This window comes from Streptomyces acidicola (assembly GCF_009377235.1).
Classification (GTDB): domain Bacteria; phylum Actinomycetota; class Actinomycetes; order Streptomycetales; family Streptomycetaceae; genus Streptomyces; species Streptomyces acidicola.
Genome location: NZ_VMNX01000168.1, coordinates 1 through 21,227 on the forward strand (window position 1 = coordinate 1; position 21,227 = coordinate 21,227).

At 70.2% G+C, this 21,227-nt stretch carries 22 protein-coding genes and 3 tRNA genes; 6 read left to right on the top strand and 19 right to left on the bottom strand.

The annotated features are described in order from the left end of the window. Positions 1-216: 216 nt before the first annotated feature. The 6 genes from FPZ41_RS32475 to FPZ41_RS32500 form a co-directional block, all read right to left on the bottom strand. Positions 217-1,272, bottom strand: a complete 1,056-nt coding sequence (locus FPZ41_RS32475; RefSeq protein ID WP_322621006.1) for a UDP-N-acetylmuramate dehydrogenase — start codon at positions 1,270-1,272, stop codon at positions 217-219. Between the two features lie 159 nt (positions 1,273-1,431). After that, positions 1,432-1,860: a MaoC family dehydratase gene (locus FPZ41_RS32480; protein ID WP_131561421.1), complete on the bottom strand. Its 429-nt coding sequence runs from the start codon at positions 1,858-1,860 to the stop codon at positions 1,432-1,434. 4 nt (positions 1,861-1,864) lie between these two features. Then, entirely contained in the window at positions 1,865-2,338 is a 474-nt protein-coding gene (locus FPZ41_RS32485; RefSeq protein ID WP_152867195.1) for a MaoC family dehydratase N-terminal domain-containing protein, read from the bottom strand. A 147-nt stretch (positions 2,339-2,485) separates the two neighbouring features. Continuing rightward, complete coding sequence (gene rpmG, locus FPZ41_RS32490) at positions 2,486-2,650, bottom strand: 50S ribosomal protein L33 (RefSeq protein WP_003948671.1); 165 nt, start codon at positions 2,648-2,650, stop codon at positions 2,486-2,488. 88 nt (positions 2,651-2,738) lie between these two features. After that, positions 2,739-2,811: transfer RNA gene (locus tag FPZ41_RS32495), tRNA-Met, on the bottom strand. Positions 2,812-2,858: 47 nt separating this feature from the next. Then, positions 2,859-2,931, bottom strand: a tRNA-Thr gene (locus tag FPZ41_RS32500). A gap of 404 nt (positions 2,932-3,335) precedes the next feature. On the opposite strand from FPZ41_RS32500, the gene FPZ41_RS32505 reads away from it, so the two are divergent. Next, positions 3,336-4,643, top strand: a complete 1,308-nt coding sequence (locus FPZ41_RS32505; protein WP_152867196.1) for an amidohydrolase family protein — start codon at positions 3,336-3,338, stop codon at positions 4,641-4,643. Positions 4,644-4,742: 99 nt separating this feature from the next. Next, positions 4,743-5,399, top strand: a complete 657-nt coding sequence (locus FPZ41_RS32510) for an SDR family oxidoreductase (RefSeq protein ID WP_152867197.1) — start codon at positions 4,743-4,745, stop codon at positions 5,397-5,399. A 97-nt stretch (positions 5,400-5,496) separates the two neighbouring features. On the opposite strand, the gene FPZ41_RS48835 is transcribed toward FPZ41_RS32510, so the two are convergent. Together FPZ41_RS48835 and FPZ41_RS32520 are read right to left on the bottom strand one after the other, a co-directional pair. Continuing rightward, positions 5,497-5,703, bottom strand: coding sequence for a hypothetical protein (locus FPZ41_RS48835; protein ID WP_152867198.1), 207 nt, complete (start codon positions 5,701-5,703; stop codon positions 5,497-5,499). A 193-nt stretch (positions 5,704-5,896) separates the two neighbouring features. Then, positions 5,897-5,978: transfer RNA gene (locus FPZ41_RS32520), tRNA-Tyr, on the bottom strand. A 225-nt stretch (positions 5,979-6,203) separates the two neighbouring features. Here FPZ41_RS32520 and FPZ41_RS32525 point away from each other — a divergent pair. Next, a complete protein-coding gene (locus tag FPZ41_RS32525; protein ID WP_152867199.1) occupies positions 6,204-6,692 on the top strand; it encodes a YajQ family cyclic di-GMP-binding protein in 489 nt (162 codons plus the stop codon). 181 nt (positions 6,693-6,873) lie between these two features. Here the strand turns inward: FPZ41_RS32525 and FPZ41_RS32530 are convergent, their stop codons facing one another. Then, positions 6,874-7,140: a GlsB/YeaQ/YmgE family stress response membrane protein gene (locus FPZ41_RS32530; RefSeq protein ID WP_131561411.1), complete on the bottom strand. Its 267-nt coding sequence runs from the start codon at positions 7,138-7,140 to the stop codon at positions 6,874-6,876. A gap of 248 nt (positions 7,141-7,388) precedes the next feature. Between FPZ41_RS32530 and FPZ41_RS32535 the strand changes: the two genes are divergently transcribed. Beyond that, positions 7,389-8,675 (top strand): APC family permease, encoded by a 1,287-nt coding sequence (locus FPZ41_RS32535; RefSeq protein WP_152867200.1) that lies wholly within the window; start codon positions 7,389-7,391, stop codon positions 8,673-8,675. 81 nt (positions 8,676-8,756) lie between these two features. Here the strand turns inward: FPZ41_RS32535 and FPZ41_RS32540 are convergent, their stop codons facing one another. Together FPZ41_RS32540 and FPZ41_RS32545 are read right to left on the bottom strand one after the other, a co-directional pair. Further along, positions 8,757-9,323, bottom strand: a complete 567-nt coding sequence (locus FPZ41_RS32540) for an SMI1/KNR4 family protein (RefSeq protein WP_152867201.1) — start codon at positions 9,321-9,323, stop codon at positions 8,757-8,759. 61 nt (positions 9,324-9,384) lie between these two features. Further along, positions 9,385-10,605, bottom strand: coding sequence for a barstar family protein (locus tag FPZ41_RS32545; protein WP_322621007.1), 1,221 nt, complete (start codon positions 10,603-10,605; stop codon positions 9,385-9,387). A gap of 243 nt (positions 10,606-10,848) precedes the next feature. Between FPZ41_RS32545 and FPZ41_RS32550 the strand changes: the two genes are divergently transcribed. After that, positions 10,849-11,250 carry a YccF domain-containing protein gene (locus FPZ41_RS32550; RefSeq protein WP_152867202.1) on the top strand — a complete coding sequence of 134 codons (402 nt, stop codon included), beginning with the start codon at positions 10,849-10,851 and terminating at the stop codon, positions 11,248-11,250. Positions 11,251-11,499: 249 nt separating this feature from the next. Here FPZ41_RS32550 and htpX read toward each other — a convergent pair whose 3' ends face one another. From htpX to FPZ41_RS32590, 8 genes are all read right to left on the bottom strand, one after another. Further along, positions 11,500-12,363, bottom strand: a complete 864-nt coding sequence (gene htpX / locus FPZ41_RS32555) for a zinc metalloprotease HtpX (protein WP_322621008.1) — start codon at positions 12,361-12,363, stop codon at positions 11,500-11,502. A gap of 222 nt (positions 12,364-12,585) precedes the next feature. Continuing rightward, entirely contained in the window at positions 12,586-14,097 is a 1,512-nt protein-coding gene (locus tag FPZ41_RS32560; RefSeq protein ID WP_152867203.1) for an NADH-quinone oxidoreductase subunit N, read from the bottom strand. Continuing rightward, positions 14,094-15,668 carry a complex I subunit 4 family protein gene (locus FPZ41_RS32565; RefSeq protein ID WP_322621009.1) on the bottom strand — a complete coding sequence of 525 codons (1,575 nt, stop codon included), beginning with the start codon at positions 15,666-15,668 and terminating at the stop codon, positions 14,094-14,096. Before FPZ41_RS32565 ends, FPZ41_RS32560 begins: the two co-directional genes overlap by 4 nt. Positions 15,669-15,674: 6 nt before the next feature. Next, positions 15,675-17,666: an NADH-quinone oxidoreductase subunit 5 family protein gene (locus FPZ41_RS32570; protein WP_322621010.1), complete on the bottom strand. Its 1,992-nt coding sequence runs from the start codon at positions 17,664-17,666 to the stop codon at positions 15,675-15,677. Continuing rightward, positions 17,663-18,058 carry an NADH-quinone oxidoreductase subunit NuoK gene (gene nuoK / locus FPZ41_RS32575; RefSeq protein ID WP_152867204.1) on the bottom strand — a complete coding sequence of 132 codons (396 nt, stop codon included), beginning with the start codon at positions 18,056-18,058 and terminating at the stop codon, positions 17,663-17,665. The genes FPZ41_RS32570 and nuoK overlap by 4 nt, the downstream gene beginning before the upstream one ends. After that, complete coding sequence (locus FPZ41_RS32580) at positions 18,058-18,756, bottom strand: NADH-quinone oxidoreductase subunit J family protein (RefSeq protein WP_322621013.1); 699 nt, start codon at positions 18,754-18,756, stop codon at positions 18,058-18,060. The genes nuoK and FPZ41_RS32580 overlap by 1 nt, the downstream gene beginning before the upstream one ends. Before the next feature lie 68 nt (positions 18,757-18,824). Continuing rightward, positions 18,825-19,535 (bottom strand): 4Fe-4S binding protein, encoded by a 711-nt coding sequence (locus FPZ41_RS32585; RefSeq protein ID WP_322621011.1) that lies wholly within the window; start codon positions 19,533-19,535, stop codon positions 18,825-18,827. A 1-nt stretch (position 19,536) separates the two neighbouring features. After that, on the bottom strand, positions 19,537-20,505 hold the full coding sequence (locus tag FPZ41_RS32590) for a complex I subunit 1/NuoH family protein (protein ID WP_322621012.1): 969 nt from the start codon (positions 20,503-20,505) through the stop codon (positions 19,537-19,539). A gap of 339 nt (positions 20,506-20,844) precedes the next feature. Here FPZ41_RS32590 and FPZ41_RS47410 point away from each other — a divergent pair. Then, positions 20,845-21,227, top strand: a 383-nt coding sequence (locus FPZ41_RS47410) for a hypothetical protein (protein WP_194236284.1), incomplete at its 3' end; no start/stop codon positions are given.

Here is a 21,227-nt window from a genome sequence, read left to right on the forward strand (position 1 = left end):
CGGATAGGGGCCACAGGCGCCGATCGGCAGCAACGGCTCGACCAACGCCCACTCGTCGTCGCTGAGTTCACGCCTCGCCACACGAGAGTTGTACCAGCAGGTGATCACGACTCCGTACAGGCCCTAGGGTGCTTCTGATAGGCGCGGGGCTGGACTTCTACGGGCCGTTCCCGGCTCTACGGGACCGTTGCCCCCCGGCCCTCCGCGGGCCCTCCCTCAGAGGCTGACGCCCACCGTCACCGGCTCGTTGACCAGGGTGATGCCGAAGGCGTCCCGGACACCGACGACGACCTCCCGGGCAAGGGCGAGCAGGTCCTCGGTGGTGGCATTGCCGCGGTTGGTGAGGGCCAGCGTGTGCTTGGTGGAGATACGGGCGGGGCCGGCGCCGTACCCCTTGGTGAAGCCCGCCTTGTCGATCAGCCAGGCCGCGGAGGTCTTGGTGTGGCCGTCGCCCGCGGGATAGGCCGGCGGGACGACGCCGTCGCCCAGACGCTCCCGTACGCGCGCGTGGAACGCGGCGAAGTTCTCGTCCGTGAGGATCGGGTTGGTGAAGAACGACCCGGCCGACCAGGTGTCGTGGTCCTCGGGGTCGAGCACCATGCCCTTCCCCGAGCGCAGCTTCAGCACTGCCTCGCGGGCGGCGGCGAGGGGCACGCGGTCACCGGGTCCGACGCCGAGGACCCGGGCGGCCTCGGCGTACTTGATCGGCGCCGACAGCCCGTCCGCGTCCTCCAGTTCGAAGCGGACGCGCAGCACGACGTACCGCTCGGGGTCGGCCTTGAAGCGGCTGTGGCGGTACGTGAAGGCGCAGTCGGCGTTCGGGAGGGTGACCGTCTCGTGGGTGACGCGGTCGTAGGCGACGACCTCGGTGATGGTGGAGGCGACCTCCTGGCCGTACGCGCCGACGTTCTGGATCGGCGTCGCGCCCGCCGAGCCAGGGATTCCGGCGAGGCACTCGATGCCCGCGAGTCCGGCCTCGACGGTGCGGGCGACGGCGTCGGTCCACACCTCGCCGGCGGACAGCTCCAGCCGTGTGCCGTCGAGCGTGACGCCCTTGGTCGCGATGACGAGCGCGGTTCCCGCGAAGCCCTTGTCGCCGATGAGCAGGTTGGATCCGCCGCCGATGAGCAGCAGTGGCGTACCGGAGTCGTCGGCCTCGCGGACGGCGGCGATCACTTCGGCGTCGGTCGTCGCGGTGATCAGCCGGTCCGCGGGACCGCCGAGCCGGAAGGTGGTCAGCGGGGCGAGCGGGGCGTCATGGAGTTCCTGCACGCGCACAAGGGTACGAGACGGCGTTGGGGCGCCCCCGCGCGCGTACGCACCACCGGGCGTCGCTTCAGCGTGGGTCCCAGGGAGTACGCGTAAGGGGTGCCCATCCAGGTGGGCACCCCTTACGCGTAGAGGCACGGCACGCGTGGAGGAGGCAGGGCTCTAGGCGAGCCGTACGACCGCGCGTGACATGCCGAGCACCTTCTGGCCGTCGCTGGTGACGGTCAGGTCGACGCGGACGGTGTCGTCGTCGAGCTTGGCCGCGACCTTGCCGCTGACCTCGATGGTCGCCCCCTCGTCGTCGTTCGGGACGACGACGGGCCGGGTGAAGCGAACCCCGTACTCCACGACCGCACCCGGGTCGCCCGCCCAGTCGGTGACCACACGGATCGCCTCGGCCATGGTGAACATGCCGTGCGCGATGACGTCCGGCAGCCCGACCTCCTTGGCGAACTTCTCGTTCCAGTGGATGGGGTTGAAGTCCCCGGAGGCGCCCGCGTACTGCACGAGCGTGGCACGGGTGACCGGGAAGGTCCGGGCGGGCAGTTCCGTGCCGACCTCGACGTCCGCGTACTGGATCTGTGCCGTCATCGGCTCACGCCTGCCCTTCTGCCGCGTCGTCGGCGTCCACCGCGCGGGCGACGAGCTTGGTCCAGGCGGTCACCACGTGCTCGCCCGCCTCGTCGTGGACCTCGCCCCGGATGTCCAGGAAGTCGTTGCCGGCCATGGACTTGATCTTCTCGATGGTCGAGGTGACGGTGAGCCGGTCGCCCGCGCACACAGGACGCGTGTACACGAACTTCTGGTCGCCGTGCACGACGCGGCTGTAGTCCAGCCCCAGCTGCGGGTCCTGGATGACCTGTCCCGCGGCCTTGAAGGTGATCGCGAACACGAAGGTCGGCGGAGCGATCACATCGGCGTGGCCGAGCGCCTTGGCGGCGTGCGGGTCCGTGTACGCCGGGTTGGTGTCCCCCACGGCCTCCGCGAACTCGCGGATCTTCTCCCGGCCGACCTCATAGGGATCGGTGGGCGGATAGGTCCGCCCCACGAAGGACTGGTCGAGCGCCATGGGCTCGGCACCTCCTGATGTGTGCTGTGGTTGACCAGTTAACGACGGCTCTCTAGTGCCCTGCTTGATAACGAGCGTTCGCCGCAGTGGCCGAAACGACGCGAGGCCGCCCCCCGTTACGGGGACGGCCTCGCGTACGAGCCTCTTTTATCGCGTCTCGCGGTGCGCGGTGTGCGCGTTGCAACGCGGGCAGTGCTTCTTCATCTCAAGACGGTCCGGGTTGTTACGCCGGTTCTTCTTGGTGATGTAGTTCCGCTCCTTGCACTCCACGCAGGCCAGCGTGATCTTCGGGCGGACGTCGGTGGCAGCCACGTGAGTGCTCCTTGACGAACGGATGGAATGAATTAACGCAAGAAGAGTAGCCGATCGAAGGACCGACCCCGCAATCGGCTACTGTCTGTAGCGGTGACCGGACTTGAACCGGTGACACAGCGATTATGAGCCGCTTGCTCTACCGACTGAGCTACACCGCTGAGATGCGATCGAGCCCCCGCCTCGCGACGGGAACCTCTCACACCAGAGCCCCAATACGGAATCGAACCGTAGACCTTCTCCTTACCATGGAGACGCTCTGCCGACTGAGCTATTGGGGCGAGCGATGAAGACATTACACGCCTCACCACCGATCGCCCAAATCCGTTTCGAGGCCCCCGCCCCGGCCTGTTCCCGGATGCTTCACCGCCCTCTGCCACCCCACGTGTCACGGCCGCGGGCATGTCCGGAGCCGCCCGCACGGACCTCGGACCAGGCGACCTGGCCGTCGGCCACACCGCCGGCCACACTGTGGGACTGTCGCGGACCACACCCCGCCGTCACATACGGACTGTCGCGGACCACGCCCGGAATGTGTGTACTGACCACACCCGGAACGAGCGCGGACCACACCGGTACGACTATTGCGCTCCTCCCCGAAGCCGACGGTCTGCCGCCCTAGGCTCGACTCACTCTGCGTGATCAGGAGTGACGTCCCCGCGCAGCCGCCCACCCCAGGAGTGCGATGCCCGACAGTCAGCCGCAGCCCTCCCCCTCGTCGTCGAGCTCCTCATCCGGCTCCCCGTCAGGCTCTTCGTCGAGCTCCTCGCCGGGCCAGCCCGAGGGAACCGCCCTCCTGTTGTGCGGAGCGCGGCTCACCGACGGCCGGACCGTGGACGTACGGCTGAGCGGTGGGCGGATCGAGGCGGTGGGCACGGCGGGAAGCCTGACGGACGGAGGCAACGGCGGCCCGGGGGCGCACGCCGCCCGCGTGGACCTCTGCGGCTATCTGCTGCTGCCGGCTCCGGCCGAGCCGCACGCACACGGCGACACGGCACTGTCGGCCGACGTCGACGGGCCGGTCTCGTACGACACCGAGGACGTCCAGCGACGGGCCACCGAGGCGGCCCTGCTGCAGCTCGGGTACGGGGCGACGGCGCTGCGCTCGCACGTCCACGTCGGCGACGTACAGGGGCTGGGCGCACTGGGGGCGGTGCTCCAGGCGGGGCGGTCGCTGCGGGGACTGGTCGAACTGACGGCGGTGGCAATGCCGCGACTGCTGACCGGGGTCGCCGGCGCCGACGGGCTCGCGATACTGCGGGACGCGGTGAAAATGGGCGCCTCTGTAGTGGGCGGCCGTCCAGATCTGGACCCGGATCCCACGGGGTACGTGGAGGCGGTCCTGGAGATCGCCTCCGAGCACGGCTGCCCGGTCGACCTGCACGTCGACGGCTCCGATCCCGCGCGGCTCGGCCGGCTGGCGGCGATGGCGGGCGGCCTGCGGCCCGGCGTGACCCTCGGTCCGTGCGGCGGACTCGGGCGCCTGCCCGCCGAGGCGGCAGCACGGGCGGCGGACCAGCTCGCGGCGGCCGGGATCAGCGTGGTGTGCCTCCCACAGGGCGGCTGCGGGGGCGCGGACGACCGGGGCACTGCTCCCGTACGGCTGCTGCGCGCGGCCGGCGTGCGGGTCGCGGCGGGCAGTGGGTCCCTGCGTGACGTGTCGAACCCGGTGGGGCGCGGCGATCCACTGGAGGCGGCGTATCTGCTGGCCTCGCGCCACGGTCTGCGGGCCGAGGACGCGTACGACACGGTGAGCACGTCGGCCCGGAAGGTCCTCGGGCTCCCCGAGGTGCGGGTGGAGGCGGGTTTCCCCTCCGAACTCCTCGCCGTACGGGGCGACCGGCTCGCGGGGGCGCTCTCACTGGCGTACAGCCGGATCGTGGTGCACCGGGGGCGTGTGGTGGCGCGGACGAGCGCGGTCCGCGAGTACTGCAACTCGGCGGCGGCCGCGGCGCCGGACCTGCCCAGGCAAGGTCGGGGCGAGCCCTCGTAGGACCTTTGAGGACCGGCCTGTGCGGGAAGCCCCTGGGCTGTCGGAGCCGTTCCAGGAGCCATGCGGCAGATGGGTCCGGTCGGGCGTACGGTCGAAGACATGCGCATTGTCATCGCTGGAGGTCATGGACAGATCGCGCTACGGCTGGAGCGGCTGCTCGCCGGGCGTGGCGACGAGGTCGCGGGCATCATCCGCCACCGCGAACAGGGCGAGGACCTGCGGACGGTCGGTGCCGAGCCGGTGCTGTGCGATCTGGAGTCGGCCACGGTCGAACAGGTCGCCGCTCATCTGCAGGGCGCGGACGCGGCCGTCTTCGCGGCGGGTGCGGGTCCTGGCAGCGGGGCGGCCCGCAAGGACACGGTGGACCGCGGCGCGGCGGTGCTGTTCGCGGACGCCGCGGTACGGACGGGCGTGCGCCGCTACATCGTGGTGTCGTCGATGGGCGCCGACGCGAATCACCCGGGCGACGAGGTCTTCGACGCGTACCTGCGTGCCAAGGGCAAGGCCGACGCGTACGTCCGGGGTCAGAGCGCCCTGGACTGGACGATCCTGCGCCCCGGAGCACTGACGAACGACGCGGGTTCGGGCCTCGTCCGCCTGGAGGCCTCGACCGGCCGCGGCTCCATTCCACGCGACGACGTGGCCACCGTGCTCGCGGAACTGGTGGACACGTCGGCCACAGCCGGACTGACCCTGGAACTGATCAGCGGCTCAACGCCGGTGTCGGTGGCGGTGAAGTCGGTGGCGGGCAACTGAGGGGCCGGTGCGGGAAGGGGAGGCAAGGGGAGGGAAGGGGAGCCCTCGGGCAGCCTCGGCCCGGGCCCGACCAAGCCTGATCGGACCTCAGAAGGCCTCAGAAAAGCGGCAGTTGGCCAGGGAATTCGGGAACCACATACCCGTCAAGGGGCGGCTGAGCCGCCCCCACCTCCGCGGACCTGCGCGACCCGGGACACGACACCAGCCCGCCGTTCGCCCCCGGCGGATCATGCCGCGCGAACCGCCCGGCGACCACGGCGATCTCGCGACGACACTCGGGGCACCTTCTGCGACGCGACGACATGCTCTCAGTGTGCCTGGCGGACACGGGAAACCCTCAGTTGCAGGGAGCCGCCGCGACGAACCGGCGCGAACCGGCCGTGCGAGACATCCGCTCGGCCCTACGCGCACGGACTCGGCCCCACGCACAGGAAAACGAAACAAAAAGACCCCTTCCGCGCTGCGTCTCCGCAGTCCGGAAGGGGTCTTCCCCAGTGTGGCGGCGCCAGGATTCGAACCTGGGAAGGCTGAGCCGGCAGATTTACAGTCTGCTCCCTTTGGCCGCTCGGGCACACCGCCGGGGTTGTCGCCGTTCGATCCGCCTTTCGGCGGTGCTCCTTGGCAACGACGTAAACGATACCTGATGCTCGGGGGTGCTTCGCCACCCGTTTGATCTGCGCTCCGAGGGGGCGAGGTGGCTAGGCTTATGCGGATGCGGCCCGGGGATCGATGCCGGGCTCGGCGATCGCCCCACGCAGGCCGATTCGCATCCGATTCGCACCCTGATACAAGGAGCCACAGGACATGGCCGACTCCAGTTTCGACATCGTCTCGAAGGTCGAGCGGCAGGAGGTCGACAACGCCCTCAACCAGGCCGCCAAGGAGATCTCGCAGCGCTACGACTTCAAGGGCGTGGGTGCCTCGATCTCGTGGTCCGGCGACAAGATCCTCATGGAGGCGAACTCCGAGGACCGGGTGAAGGCGGTCCTCGACGTCTTCCAGTCCAAGCTGATCAAGCGCGGCATCTCTCTGAAGGCGCTGGACGCGGGCGAGCCTCAGTTGTCCGGTAAGGAGTACAAGATCTTCGCGTCGATCGAGGAGGGCATCTCCCAGGAGAACGCCAAGAAGGTGGCGAAGATCATCCGCGACGAGGGCCCGAAGGGCGTGAAGGCCCAGGTGCAGGGTGACGAGCTCCGGGTCAGCTCCAAGAGCCGCGACGACCTGCAGGCCGTGATCGCCCTCCTGAAGGGCCAGGACTTCGAGTTCGCGCTGCAGTTCGTGAACTACCGGTAATTCACCCGGAGCCGCTGGTGAGCAACTGAGGCCTGCCGAGCGGATGTTGGTGGTTCGCGCTGCCGCAGAGCCGCTCTGGGTGGCCAGCTCGCCCGTGTCGGACACGACGAGGGCCGGTCCGGTGCCCGCTGACGCCGGACCGGCCCGCTTGCCTGCTGGCTGCGGGCTCGGGGTTGTCCGATCAGCGGCGCGAGTGGCCGAAGAGTATGCGGTAGGCGATCAGCAGCACGAGGGAGCCGCCGATGGCCGCGGCCCAGGTGGCGCCGTCGTAGAAGTTCTCGTTGATGGGGTGGTCCATCCAACGCGCCGATATCCAGCCGCCGATGAACGCGCCCGCGATGCCGATGAGGGTCGTTCCGATAAAGCCGCCCGGGTCACGCCCCGGCAGCAGGAACTTGGCGATGGCTCCGGCCAACAGCCCCAGAATGATCCAGCTGATGATGCCCATGCCGTGAACCTGCCCTTCCGTTCTGTGCCTGCGCTGTACTCCTGCTCCGACCAGGCTGTTTTCACACGTGTCGCATCTGTCACTCGCGTTGGCCGGTCGTAGGTGCCTGGTGCTGATGGCGCTTTTCGCCGTGTGTGTCCCGGTCGCGGCGCTCGCCGCCGCCACCATGGCGGTCTCTTGGTGTCCTGTTGTGGTGGAGGACGTCTCGGCGGTGCCTGTCGGTTGCACTGGTCAGTAGGGTCCGGTCCATGACGCAGTCCGATTCGAACACCAATCTGCGGCGGACGCTCGGGGTTGGCGACGCCGTGGTCATCGGCCTGGGATCGATGGTCGGGGCGGGTATCTTCGCCGCCCTGGGCCCGGCGGCGGCCGCGGCAGGGTCGGGGCTCCTCCTGGGTCTCGGGGTGGCCGCCGTGGTCGCCTACTGCAACGCCATGTCGTCGGCACGGCTGGCGGCGGTTTACCCCGCCTCTGGCGGCACGTACGTGTACGGGCGCGAGCGGCTCGGGGACTTCTGGGGGTATCTGGCGGGCGGGTCGTTCGTCGTCGGCAAGACGGCCTCGTGCGCGGCGATGGCGCTCACCGTAGGCGCGTACGTCTGGCCGGGTCAGGCGCACACCGTTGCCGTCGCGGCCGTGGTGGCGCTGACCGCGGCGAACTACGGCGGCGTCCAGAAGTCCGCCTGGCTGACACGGGTGATCGTGGCGGTGGTGCTCGCGGTCCTCGCTTCCGTGGTGGTCGTGTGTCTCGGGTCCGGGGAGTCCGATGCCGGTCGACTGGACATCGGGCTCTCGGCGGGCGCCGGTGGGGTGCTCCAGGCGGCCGGCCTGCTGTTCTTCGCGTTCGCCGGGTACGCCCGGATCGCGACCCTCGGCGAGGAGGTACGGGATCCGGCGCGCACCATCCCGCGCGCGATCCCGCTGGCGCTGGGCATCGCGCTCGTGGTGTACGCGGCCGTGGCTGTCGCTGTCCTCTCCGTGCTGGGGTCCGGCGGGCTCGGGAACGCCTCGGCACCGCTGGCCGACGCGGTCCGGGCCGCCGGAGTCCCAGGGCTCGTTCCCGTGGTGCGGGTCGGTGCCGCCGTGGCCGCGCTGGGGTCGCTGCTGGCACTCATCCTGGGGGTCTCCCGGACGACGCTCGCCATGGCCCGCGACCGGCATCTGCCCGGCGCCCTGGCCGCCGTGCATCCTCGCTTCCAGGTGCCGCACCGGGCGGAACTGGCCGTCGGCGCGGTGGTCGCCGTCCTGGCCGCCACCACCGACGTACGGGGCGCGATCGGTTTCTCCTCCTTCGGTGTGCTCGCGTACTACGCCGTCGCCAACGCGTCGGCCTGGACGCTGAGTCCGGCCCCGATGGCGCGGGTCGTGCCTGTGGTCGGGCTCGTCGGCTGCGTCACGCTGGCGTTCGCGCTGCCCGGGGTGTCGGTGGCCGTGGGTGCGGCCGTCCTGGGCGTGGGGGCGGCCGCCTATGCCGTACGGCGGTGGTGGGGTTCTCGGGCCGGGCAGGGCAGGCGAGGCAGGGCTGCGGGGAGCTGACGGCCGAGGCGGCTCCGCAGAGCGGGCGACACGACACGGTGTCCACGCGGCGTGCGGTGCCGTCGAGAGGAAGCCGCGTGGTCACGACGCCTGCGCAGCCCCCGTGCGTATCCGGAACTCGGTCCAAGGGGGCAGGTCCATTCCGTCGTTGGACTCCTCGTACCAGCCCGTGCCGTCGAGCCAGGTGTGCAGCCACTTCGTGAGGGTGGGTGCGTCCACGTACCAGGCGTGGTCGGCCTCGTCGGCGTTCGGCTCGTAGAGCAGCACCGCGCCCTCGGGGGTGCGGCAGTCCACGCACGCGTACATTCCGCAGCCCCAGTGGGATATCGGCAGCACTTCCTCGGGCCAGGGCCACTCGGGGTCCTCGCGGCCGCTCTTGCGGTGGGCGAGGTACTGCGTGACGGCGGCGGGCTCGCCGGCGGGCGGGCTGTCGAGCAGGGGCAACAGGCCGTACTCCGGGCCGAATCCACCGTCGCCTATACGCAGGTAGAGCGCGGCGAGCAGCGGCGGCAGGGCGAAGCCCAGGGCGGACTCGGCGCGGGTGACTGCCGCCTCCTCCACGGGCACGGGCAACGAAGGCCAGCCCCAGGGGCGGGTGGTGCGGGCCTTGGCCACCACCCTGTCCAGCAACTGCTCGAACTCGGTCATGGGTTCATGATGCAGGTCGGCACTGACACTCGGGCGGGGCTGTGGATAACTGAGCGGGCGCTCAGGCGAAGTGGACGTCAATGCGCTTCTTGGCGAACAGGGCGAGGACTTCCTCGAAGGTCAGCGGACGGTAATCGGCCCGCGGGGTGACGCCGAGGCATGCTCGGGCGACGTGGGCGTGGTGCCAGACGAGAGTGAAGGGCCTGGCGGCTCCCCAGCGGCCCGCGAGGCAGTCGTTCAACGCGGCGTAATTCCTGCCGAAATACCCGCCCGGTCCGTTCACCGCCTCCCCCATCGCACAGAGGAAACCGGGCTCGTCGGTGACATGGCGGCCGTCCAGGTGATAGGTGCCGCCCGACGGCTCGTCCGGCCGATCCTGGTCATGGTGCGCCAGAGCCGTGCCGAGCCAGAACTCGCGCCCCTCGCTGCTGCGGGCCGCCCAGAGGTTGGGCTCGGTCGGCCGTCCTCGGTCCCATATCTCCCAGACCTCCTCCGCGGCAGTCGGCGGTCGTTCCGACCAAGGTTCGAGGGTGAGGTCGACCAGGCCCCGCCCGCGGGCGGAGGGGATCCACGCCATCAGTTCGCCCTCCACGGCGGACTGGATCGTGCGGCCGTGCGCGTCGAGTCTCAGGAGCTTGGCGTGGCCCAGGTCCTCTTCCCCGGAGTTCAGTGCGTGCAGCAGGGCCCCTCGTGGTGAACAGCCGAGCAACCGCACCGGCGGTTCCAGCGGGTCGGGACGCTCCTCGCGGATGTGCGCCAAGTCCTTGCACGTGCCGCGCCGTTCGCCTTCCGCACCCAGCAGCCGGAAACCGGGAGACAGAGAAGGACGCTGCGGATAGCCGGACGCGTTGGCGGCGGACTCGGCACCCTCGACGGTGATGTCCCGCAGCGACAGGTCCCGCGCACACGGGCCCTCGCCGAGGACTCTCACGTCCTCCAGGTACCACTCGTGGACCCGCTCGCCCTTCGCGTCGAGGATCTCCAGCACGAGGAAGCCCAGCGGAGCCGACCCCTCGGCACGCGCGCGCGTGACGGCTGCTTCCAGGTCGCCCTCCGGTGCGCAGCCGAGCAGCTCATATGTGCCCCGCTCAGGCGGGCGCGGGTCGGCGAACAGGCCCTCGGCGTCGGCACACAGCGCCCACGTCTCCTCGTAGTCCTCCTCGCAGTTGAACTCCGCTTCCTGGTCGTACGACAGCAGGACATACGCCGGCCGATCCGCTCCCGTGTCCCTCACCTCCGCGCCGCTCCACCAGCGCTGCGTGAACGGCTGGTTCGTGCGCACGATCTCACACCCCAGGGGAAGCAACGAGACTGGGAACGCTTGCGGTTGGTGATGCCCAGGAGCATGCCGGTGATCGCGACGCACTGGTCCGTCACCACGCGGAATGCGGCGATGCCGAACGGGATCGTCTCCGAACGTTCCCGATCATGCGACAAGGTTGTCGCGGTTCCGCCTGAGCGTGTGACCAGCTGATACTTGTCGTAGCAGGCAGTACCGACGAAGCGACCTGAAAGGGTGTCGATCATGAAGCTGTTCAACCTGCTGTTGAACATTCTGTGGCTGATCTTTTGCGGGATCTGGATGGCCATCGGCTACACGCTCGCCGCGCTGGTGTGCTTCATCCTGATCGTCACCATCCCGTTCGGCATCGCGTCGCTGCGTATCGCGGGCTTCGTCCTGTGGCCGTTCGGCCGAACCACGGTAGAGCGGCCCGATGCCGGTGCACCGTCGTTCATCGGCAACGTGATCTGGGTGGTCTTCGCAGGGTGGTGGCTGGCGCTCGGGCATCTGATCACGAGCATCCCGCTGTTCCTGTCGATCATCGGGATCCCGTTCGGGTGGGCCAACCTGAAGCTCATCCCGGTCTCGCTCATGCCGCTGGGGCGTGAGGTGGTATCGACCAATCAGGCGTTCGGCGGACGCTGACGACATGGCGGGCTGATCATCGCTTGGTCGGCGTGGTAGGGATCCGGCCGGACGGCAACCTGACGTTCGACTGGGAGACGGTGCCGGTCGTCAGGCGGCAGGTCGACCGCCCGATCCCAGTTCTTGTTGACGGAGGACAGCGTCTGTTCTGCCCGCCAACCGTGAGCTCGCGTACAGGCTGTGACAGGGCGGCGGGCGGGGAACAGCCACAAGCCCGGTCACGACGAGCCGAATGGCGTTGGGGATGTCCTACTGGTTGCGACCTGCCATCTGCTCCAGACGGGCGATGCGCTCCGCCATCGGCGGGTGGGTCGAGAACATCTTGGACAGCCCCTGGCCTGGGCGAAAGGGGTTCGCGATCATCATGTGACTCGCGGTCTCGATGCGCGGCTCCGGGGGCAGCGGAAGCTGCTTGGTGCCTGTTTCGAGCTTGCGCAGGGCGCTTGCGAGCGCCAGGGGATCGCCGGTCAGCTGGGCGCCGGACGCGTCCGCCTCGTACTCGCGGGAGCGGCTGATGGCGAGTTGGATCAGGGACGCGGCCAGCGGGCCCAGGATCAGGATCAGGAGCATGCCGAGGATGCCCGGGCCATCGTCGTCGTCGGAGCGGCCGATGGGGATCAGCCAGGCGAAGTTGACCAGGAACATGATCACCGAGGCCAGGGCGCCGGCCACCGAGGAGATCAGGATGTCGCGGTTGTAGACGTGGCTCAGCTCGTGGCCGATGACACCGCGCAACTCGCGCTCGTCCAGGAGGCGCAGGATGCCGTCGGTGCAGCACACGGCCGCGTTGCGCGGGTTGCGCCCCGTCGCGAACGCGTTGGGCGCGTCCGTCGGGGAGATGTACAGGCGGGGCATGGGCTGGCGGGCCTGGGTGGAGAGTTCGCGGACCATGCGGTAGAGGGCGGGGGCCTCGAACTCGCTCACCGGGCGCGCGCGCATCGCGCGTAGAGCCAGCTTGTCGCTGTTCCAGTACGCGTACGCGTTCGTGCCGATGGCGACGACGAGCGCCACGATGAGGCCCGTACGGCCGAAGAAGCTGCCGATGAGGATGATGAGTGCGGACAGCCCCCCGAGGAGTACGGCGGTCCTGAGCCCGTTGTGCCGGCTGTGCACGGTACGCCCTCCAGGTCGTGCGGCAGGGGAACCCTTGCTTGCGGATGCTGTTGACTCCACCTCTCAGTGGACCCTCCCGTACTGGTCAACGCCAGGCGAGGAGCGCTGGTTCCCTGGGCGCACTGGGGCGCCTTCGACCGCACGGGTGAGGGGCACGGCGCCAGTCCCACGCGCGCGTGGGGGGCTTGGGGTGCCCCCGCGCGCGTGGTTGGCGTGCTGGAGTCAGAAGAGGCCGGTGTCGGAGAAGCGCAGGACCAGCTGGGGCGCTCCGGACAGAGCGATTCCGAGCACTCCGGTCAGGGCGATGGCGGCCGTCAGCGAGGCCGGTACGCGGTGCTTCTCGGGCTCCCTCTCGGGGGCACGGAACAGCAGGGCCGTCCACTGGAGGTAGTAGAAGAGGGCGATCACGACGTTGACGGCCATGATCACGGCAAGCCAGCCGAGGCCCGCGTCGACGGCCGCGGAGAAGACGGTGACCTTGGCGAAAAGGCCGATGATGCCGGGCGGGAGTCCGGCGAGGCAGAGCAGGAAGAAGCCGAGGAGCAGGGCGGTGAGGGGGCTGGCCGCGTACAGGCCCCGGTAGTCGCTGATGCGGTTCAGTGGCTGTGTACGGGCCACGAGCGCGGCCACGGCGAAGGCACCGAGGTTCACCGCCGCGTACATCAGGGCGTAAGCGACGGTGGAGCCGATCGCCTTCTCGGCGTCGTCGGAGTACGCGGCCGCCGCTATGGGCACCAGGAGGTAGCCCGCCTGGCCGACGGAGGACCAGGCGAGGAGCCGGACCGCGCTGTACGCGCGCGTGGCCTGCTGTCGGAGGGCGCCGACGTTGCCGATGGTCATGGTGAGGGCGGCCAGCAGGGCGAGGGCGGGGCCCCAGATGTCGGCGTACGACGGGAGGGCGACGACAGTGACGAGGATCAGCCCGGAGAAACCCACTGCCTTGCCGACGACCGACAGGTAGGCGGCCACGGGGAGCGGTGCTCCCACGTAGGTGTCGGGCACCCAGAAATGGAACGGTACGGCGGCCGTCTTGAAGGCGAAGCCGATGAGGGTGAGGACGACCCCTGCCTGGGCGAGCGTGTGGAACTGGCCGTCGACCTGTCGGATGTTGTCGGCGATCTCGGTGAGGTACAGGGTGCCCGTGGAGGCGTACACGAAGCTGATGCCCATCAGGCTCACGGCGGTCGCCGTGACCGAGGACAGGAAGAACTTCAGGGCTGCTTCGGAGGACCGCTTGTCGCCGTGCCGGATGCCGACGAGGGCGAAGGCGGGCAGGGAGGCCACTTCCAGGGCGACGATGAGGGTCGCCAGGTCGCGTGATGCGGGCAGGAGAGCGGCGCCCGCGGCGGACGACAGCAGCAGGAACCAGAACTCCCCTTCGGGGAGTTCCTTCTTGGCGTCCTTCAGGGCCGTCATCGACAGCAGGGCGGCGAGGAGGGCACCGCCGAGGACGAGGAACTGGATGACGAGCGCGAACCGGTCCGCCGTGTAGCTGCAGACGTTCGGGTCGCCGGTCAGGCAGAAGGTCGAGCGGTCGCCGTCCAGGAGCGGCAGCAGCGCGAGGGTGGACGCGGTGAGGCCGGCGACCGACACCCAGCCGAGCAGGGCCTTTTTGCGGTCGTCCACGAAGAGGTCGGCGACGAGTACGAGGAGTCCGACGACCGCCGTGATGGTGGGCGGCGCGATCGCGACCCAGTCGACGGACTGGACCACGGACTGGGCCAGGGAGCTCATCGGGTGCCTCCTGCGAGGAGCTGCTGCACGGCCGGGTCGGTCAGGCCGAGGAGTGCCGCGGGCCAGAGGCCGGCGAGGACGGTAAGGGCGACGAGCGGCGTCCAGGCGGCGAACTCGTAGGCCTGGACGTCGGTCAGCTTCGGGCTCTCCTGCGGGACGGCGCCCATGCAGACGCGGCGTACGACGACGAGCAGGTACGCGGCGGTGAGCAGTGTGCCGAACGCGGCGATCGCCATGAAGGTGAGGAAGGCGGGGCGGCTGAGGCCGTCGGCGGGCTTGAAGGCGCCGAACAGCGCCAGCATCTCGCCCCAGAATCCGGCGAGGCCCGGCAGTCCGAGTGAGGCGACGGCGCCGAAGGCGAGCAGGCCGCCGAGGCGCGGTGCCTTGCCGTAGAGGGCGGCGCCGGTCTCCCGGGCGAGGGCATCGAGGTCGGTGGTGCCCGTACGGTCCTTGAGCGCGCCGACCAGGAAGAAGAGCAGGCCGGTGATGAGGCCGTGGGCGATGTTCGCGAACAGCGCGCCGTTCACGCCGGTCGGGGTCATCGTCGCGATGCCGAGGAGTACGAAGCCCATGTGGCCGACGGAGGAGTACGCGATGAGGCGCTTGAGGTCGCCCCTGGCTCCCTGCTTGGCGAGGGCGAGGCAGGCCAGCGAACCGTAGATGATGCCGACGACCGCGAAGGCCGCGAGGTACGGCGCGAAGGTCGCCAGGCCCTCGGGCGTGACCGGCAGCAGGATCCGGACGAACCCGTACGTACCCATCTTCAGCAGCACGCCGGCCAGCAGGACCGAGCCGACGGTGGGTGCCGCGGTGTGGGCGTCCGGCAGCCAGCTGTGCAGCGGCCACATCGGCGTCTTGACCGCGAGCCCGATTCCGACCGCCAGAACGGCGATGACCTGCACAGATGTGGTGAGCGACCGGTGGTTGTCAGTGGCGAGTGCCACCATGTCGAATGTGCCCGCCTTGATTCCGATCAGGAGCAGGCCCAGCAGCATGACGACGGAGCCGAGCAGTGTGTAGAGGATGAACTTCCAGGCGGCCCGGGTCCGTTGCTCACCGCCCCAGCGGGCGATGAGGAAGTACATCGGGATGAGCACCATCTCGAACGCGAGGAAGAAGAGCAGCAGGTCGAGGACGGCGAACGTCGCGAGGGTGCCGGACTCCAGGACGAGCAGCAGGGCGACGAATGCCTTCGGGGACGGGCCCGGGGGCATCTTGAAGTAGGAGTACAGCGCGCAGAGGAAGGTCAGCAGCGCGGTCAGGACCAGAAGGGGGAGGGAGATGCCGTCGATGCCGAGGTGGATGCGTACGTCGAGTGCGGGGATCCAGCTGATGTCCGTGCTGGCCTGCATCTTCGACGGCTGGTCGTGGTCGAAGCCGAGTGCGAGGACGATCGCGGCGATGAGGACCGCACCGGTCACGGTCACGCCGTGGCGTAGCACGGCCTGCTCGGGTGACTTTCCCTTCAGTCCGGGCGGTGCCGGCAGGAGAGCGGCGACGGCGCCGAGAAGCGGGCCGACGACGACGAATGCCAGAAGGAACTGCATCACGGACTCGTTGATATCGATCACGCCTGCTCACGCTCCCGTGGCGACGAGGACGACGGCGACCGTGAGGACGACGGTGCCGGCGAGCAGCGCGCTCACATAGGTCTGCACATTGCCGGTCTGGGCGCGCCGCACGGCCGCGCCGAGCAGGCGGGGTACGGCGCCGGCGCCGTGTACGTAGGTCTCGACGACCTCGCGATCGAGGAACCGGACGAGGCTCGCTCCGGCCTGGACCGGTCGGACGAAGAGCGTCGTGTACAAGGCGTCGAGGTGGAAGCCGACGGCCGCGTGCCGGTGCAGTGGGCCGAGCAGCAGGCGTCCCGGGTCCGCCGGGTCGGGTGCGGCGGCCACGTCTCCGTAGGCGGGCGCGTGGCTCGCGATGGCCTCGGCCTCGACGTGGGCGGCGTCGCCCTCGGGGTGGGCGGCGACCGCGCCCATGGGGACGCGTGCCGCGAGCGCGGTGGTGTGCTTCCAGGCGCCGTAGGTCACCAGCCCGCCGACCAGGGCGAGGCCCGTGCCGAGCACGGACGTCGTGAGGGTCGGGGTCAGGTCGCGTCCGTCGAACCAGTCGGACAGTGGACCGGCGGCCAGGCCGAAGGCGAGGGACGGGACAGCTAGGAGCCACAGCACGGCGTTCATGGCCAGCGGCTGTTTGCCGTGGTCGGGGGCATCGGCGCCCCGGCCATGGAAGGCGCGCAGCCACAGGCGCATGGCGTACGCGCCGGTGAGCAGGGCCGTGAGGAGGCCGGTGACGAGGACGATCCAGCCCGCGGCACCGGGGATGCCCTCGGCGTGGCCGGTGGCGACGTGCTCGGCTGCGCCGAGGACGGCCTCCTTGGTGAAGAAGCCGCTGAAGGGCGGGATCGCGGCGAGGGCGAGAAGCGCCACGGTCATCGTCCAGTAGGCGTCGGGGACGCGGTCGCGCAGGCCCTTCATTCGGGACGTGGCGGCCAGTGAGTTGGTGCCGGCGGCGTGGATGATCACGCCGGCCGCGAGGAACAGCAGCGCCTTGAAGGCGCCGTGGGACAGGAGGTGGAAGACGGCGGCACCGCGGTCGCCGACGGCGAGGGCGCCGGTCATGTAGCCGAGCTGGCCGATCGTCGAGTACGCGAGGACGCGTTTGATGTCGTCCTGGGCGAGCGCGGCGAGGCCGGAGCCGAGCATCGTGACCGCGGCCATGACGGCCATGACGAGCAGGGCCGCGGAGGAGGCGGCGAAGACCGGGAGGAGCCGGGCGATGAAGTAAACACCGGCGGCGACCATCGTCGCGGCGTGGATCAGCGCGGAGACGGGCGTGGGGCCCGCCATCGCGTCGGGGAGCCAGGTGTGGAGCGGGAACTGTGCCGACTTGCCCGCCACACCGGCCAGGAGCAGCAGGGCGATGAGCGTCGGGTGGTCGAGTCCGCCGCTCGCGACCGCGCCCAGGACGGTCGTGATGCGGAAGGACCCGGCGTCCATGGCGAGCGCGAAGATGCCGATGAGGAAGGGGACGTCGCCGAGCTTGGTGACCAGGAAGGCCTTGATGGAGGCGGCGCGGGCCTCCGGGGTCTCCCAGTAGTGGCCGACGAGGAAGTAGGAGCAGATGCCCATGATCTCCCAGCCGACCAGCAGCACCATCAGGTCGCCGGAGTAGACGACGAGCAGCATCGCGGAGGTGAACAGGGAGACGAGAGCGGCGTACGAGGGGTAGCGCGGGTCGTCGCGCAGGTAGCCCGTCGAGTAGATCTGCACACAGGTCGCGACCAGGCCGACCAGGACGGCGACGAGGGCGGCGAAGCCGTCGATGTGCAGGGCGAGTTCGATGGGCACCGAGCCGGTGGGCGTGAGTTCGGTGGCTGCGTCGATGCTCCGGCCGCCGCCTTGGCGTACGGCGACCAGAATGGCGAGCGCGAAGGCCGTGAGGGTGGGCAGCACGGCGAGGGGGCGGACGAAGCCGGGGGTGGTGCGGCCCAGGAGCAGGCCGGCCGCGGCGCCGAGGAAGGGAAGGAGGGGGACGAGGACGGCGAGGGTGGTCGTGGTCACGCGGTGGCCTCAGCCTTCTGGGCCGCGGGGGCTTCGCTGTCGGAGCCGTCGGTGCCGCGGCCGTCGGTTTCGTGGCCCTCGGCGGTGTCGCGGAGCTTGTCGATGTCCGAGGTGCCGCGGTTGCGGTACACGGCGAGCACGATCGCCAGACCGATACCGATCTCGGCGGCGGCGATGGCGATGGTGAACAGGGTCAGGGCCTGGCCGGAGTGCAGCGTCTCCTCGGCGGCCCGGCTGAGCCAGACGTCGAAGGCGACGAGGTTGAGATTGACGGCGTTGAGCATCAGCTCGACCGACATGAGGACCAGGATGGCGTTGCGGCGGGCGAGGACGCCGTACAGGCCCGTGGAGAAGAGGAGGGCGGAGAGCACGGCGGGATAGGCGAGGTGCATCAGCGGGCCCCTTCCTTTTCTGGGTCTGCCGTGCCACTGGCTGCGGGGCCACTGGCTGCCGTGCCACTGGCTGGCGTCTCGTTGTCTGCCGGCTCGTTGGCTGCCGACGTGACCACAGCGGGTGGGTTCGCCTTCGCCTTGCGGGAGAGGACGATCGCGCCGACGAGGGCGGCGAGGAGGAGGACGGAGAGGGCCTCGAAGGGGAGGACCCAGTTCTGGAAGAGGGCCTTGCCGGTGACCTCGGTGGAGCCGGCGGCGGCGCCGTCCAGGTCGATCCAGGTCGTGCGGAAGGCGTCGACGACGACCCAGACCAGAGCGGCGGCCGAGGCGACGGCCACGGTGAGGGCGACCCAGCGGTTACCGGAGTCGGCGTCCGGGGAGCGGCCGATGGGGGCCCTGGTGAGCATCAGACCGAACAGGAGGAGGACCACGACGGAACCGACGTAGATGAGGACCTGCACCCAGGCAATGAACTCGGCTGTGAGCAGGAGGTACTCGACGGCGAGGCCGCCGAGCGCGACCACCAGCCACAGGGCGGCGTGCACCAGCTGCCGGGTGGTGACGCTGACGATCGCGGCGCCGAGGGTGACCAGGCCGACGAGGAGGAAGGCGATCTCGACACCGGTCGGGGAGAGGAAGCCGTGAGTGTCGGCGGCGGTGGTCGTGGCACCGGCAGCGGTGGTCGCGGTGTGCGCCACCGTGGCACCGGCCGCCGTGGTCGCGGCGTGCGCCACCGTGGCTGTGGCTGCGGCCGCTGCTGCGAGGCTCACGACTCTCCTTCCTTCGGCTTCCGGGTGGTGTGGGGCTCGGGTCCGACCCCGGTCCCTGTGTGGGGTTTGGCACTGGATCGGGACTCGGTTGCGGGACCGGTCCGAGGCTCGGCTGCCGGCTCGGGGCGGGTGCGTCGGCGAGGATCGGCTGCGGACTCGGCCCGGGCTTCGGGCTCCGTCTGGGCTGCCGCGGCCAGTTTCTCCGCGGACTTGCGGGCTGCCGCGATCTCCTTCGGCTCCTCCGCGCCGGGGTCGAGGGCGGGCGGGGCCGGGACGGTCCACATCCACTCGCGGAGCTTGTCGCGTTCGTGGGTGAGGTTGCGGACGTCGGTCTCGGCGTACTCGAACTCGGGGGACCAGAAGAGGGCGTCGAAGGGGCAGACCTCGATGCAGATACCGCAGTACATGCAGAGGGAGAAGTCGATGGCGAAGCGGTCGAGGACGTTGCGGCTGCGCTCGCGGCCGCCCGGGGTGGCGGGCGGGACCGTCTCCTTGTGGGAGTCGATGTAGATGCACCAGTCCGGGCACTCGCGGGCGCACAGCATGCAGACCGTGCAGTTCTCCTCGAACAGTCCGATCACACCGCGGGTGCGGGGCGGGAGTTCGGGCTGGGCGTCGGGGTACTGCTCGGTGACGGTCTTCCTCGTCATCGTGCGGAGGGTGACGGCCAGGCCCTTGGCCAGGCCGGAGCCGGGGATGGGGGCCACGTCAGGAGTTCACCACCTTGACGACGCCGGTGAGGGCGATCTGGGCGAGGGCGAGCGGGACGAGGAGGGTCCAGGAGAGCTTCTGGAGCTGGTCCTCGCGGAGACGGGGGTAGGTGACGCGCAGCCAGATGACGACGAAGGCGAGGATCGCGGTCTTCAGGAGGGTCCAGACCCAGCCGAGGCCGTCGGCGCCCCAGGGGCCGTGCCATCCGCCCAGGAAGAGGACGGTGGTCAGGCCGCACAGGACGACGATGCCGGCGTACTCGGCGAGGAGGAAGAGAGCGAAGCGGAGGCCGGTGTACTCGGTGTACGCGCCGAAGATGATCTCCGAGTCGGCGACGGGCATGTCGAACGGGGGCCGCTGCAGTTCGGCGAGGCCGGCGACGAAGAAGACGATCGCGCCGACGATCTGCCAGGGCAGCCACCACCACTCGAAGGCGTCGACGATGCCCGGGAGGGAGACGGTGCCGGCCGCCATCGCGACGGAGGCGGCGGCTAGCAGCATCGGGAGTTCGTAGGCGAGGAGCTGGGCGGCGGTGCGGAGGCCGCCGAGGAGGGAGAACTTGTTGGCGGAGGCCCAGCCGGCCATGAGGGAGCCGAGGACGCCGACGCCCATGACGGCGAGGACGAAGAAGACGCCCGCGTCGATGACCTCGCCGACCGCGCCCTCGCCCGGGCCGATGGGGATGGCGAGGAGGACGAGCAGATACGGGAGGAGAGCGACGGCCGGGGCAAGCTGGAAGATGCGGCGGTCCGCGCCCGCCGGGACGACGTCTTCCTTCTGGGCGAACTTGACGCCATCAGCGACGAGTTGGGCCCAGCCGTGGAAGCCGCCGGCGTACATGGGGCCGAGGCGGCCCTGCATGTGGGCCATCACCTTGTGTTCCGTCTGGCCGATGATCAGCGGGAAGGTGAGGAAGACGACGAAGACGACGAGGAGTCGCAGGGCGACGTCGAGCGCGTCGTTCACTGCGTGCCTCCTGCGGGGTCGTCGGGGGTCGGGGTTGATTCGGGGTTCGAGTCCAGGGGCGGGGTCGAGTCCGGAGTCGAGGTTGACTTCGGGTCCGGCTTTGGCGTCGGGTCCGGCTTTGGCGTCGGCTCCGGGTTTGGCGTCGGCTCCGGCTTTGGCGTCGGCTCCGGCTTTGGCGTCGGCTCCGGCTTTGGCGTCGGCTCCGGGTCCCGCTTCGCGGTGGGTTCGGGTTCGTCGAAGGCCGGGCGGGCGTGGTGCCAGGGAGCGTCCGTGCTGCCGGGGGTGGGTGCCTTCGAGCCGGGGCGCTCCGGGTGGGGCTCAGTCGGAGGCGTCGGTTCCGTGGACCTCGCGGAGGGCTCCGCCTCCGTGGACTCGGTGGTCTCCGAGCGCTGGCTCGACTCGGTGGCCTCCGAGCGCTGGCTCGCCGAACCCTCGCTCGCGCTCCGCGAACGCCGTGTCGGGGTTGTACCGGAGGGGGGCCCGGCCTGGCCGGCCGAACCCTGGGCGGCGGTACGGGTACGACGCGTGGTCGCCGGCGCTGTGCTCGTACCCGTTCCGGTGCCCGTCTCCGTACCCGTTCCCCTCTCCGTAGCCGTTCCCCTCTCCGCACCCGCGCCCGCCGTCGTCTGGCTGGCCGAGCCCTCGCTTGCCGAGCGGGTGCGGCGGACGGGGCGGTCGCCCGCGGCGCGGGTGGGCCGTTCTCCGGCGGCGCGGGAGGGGCG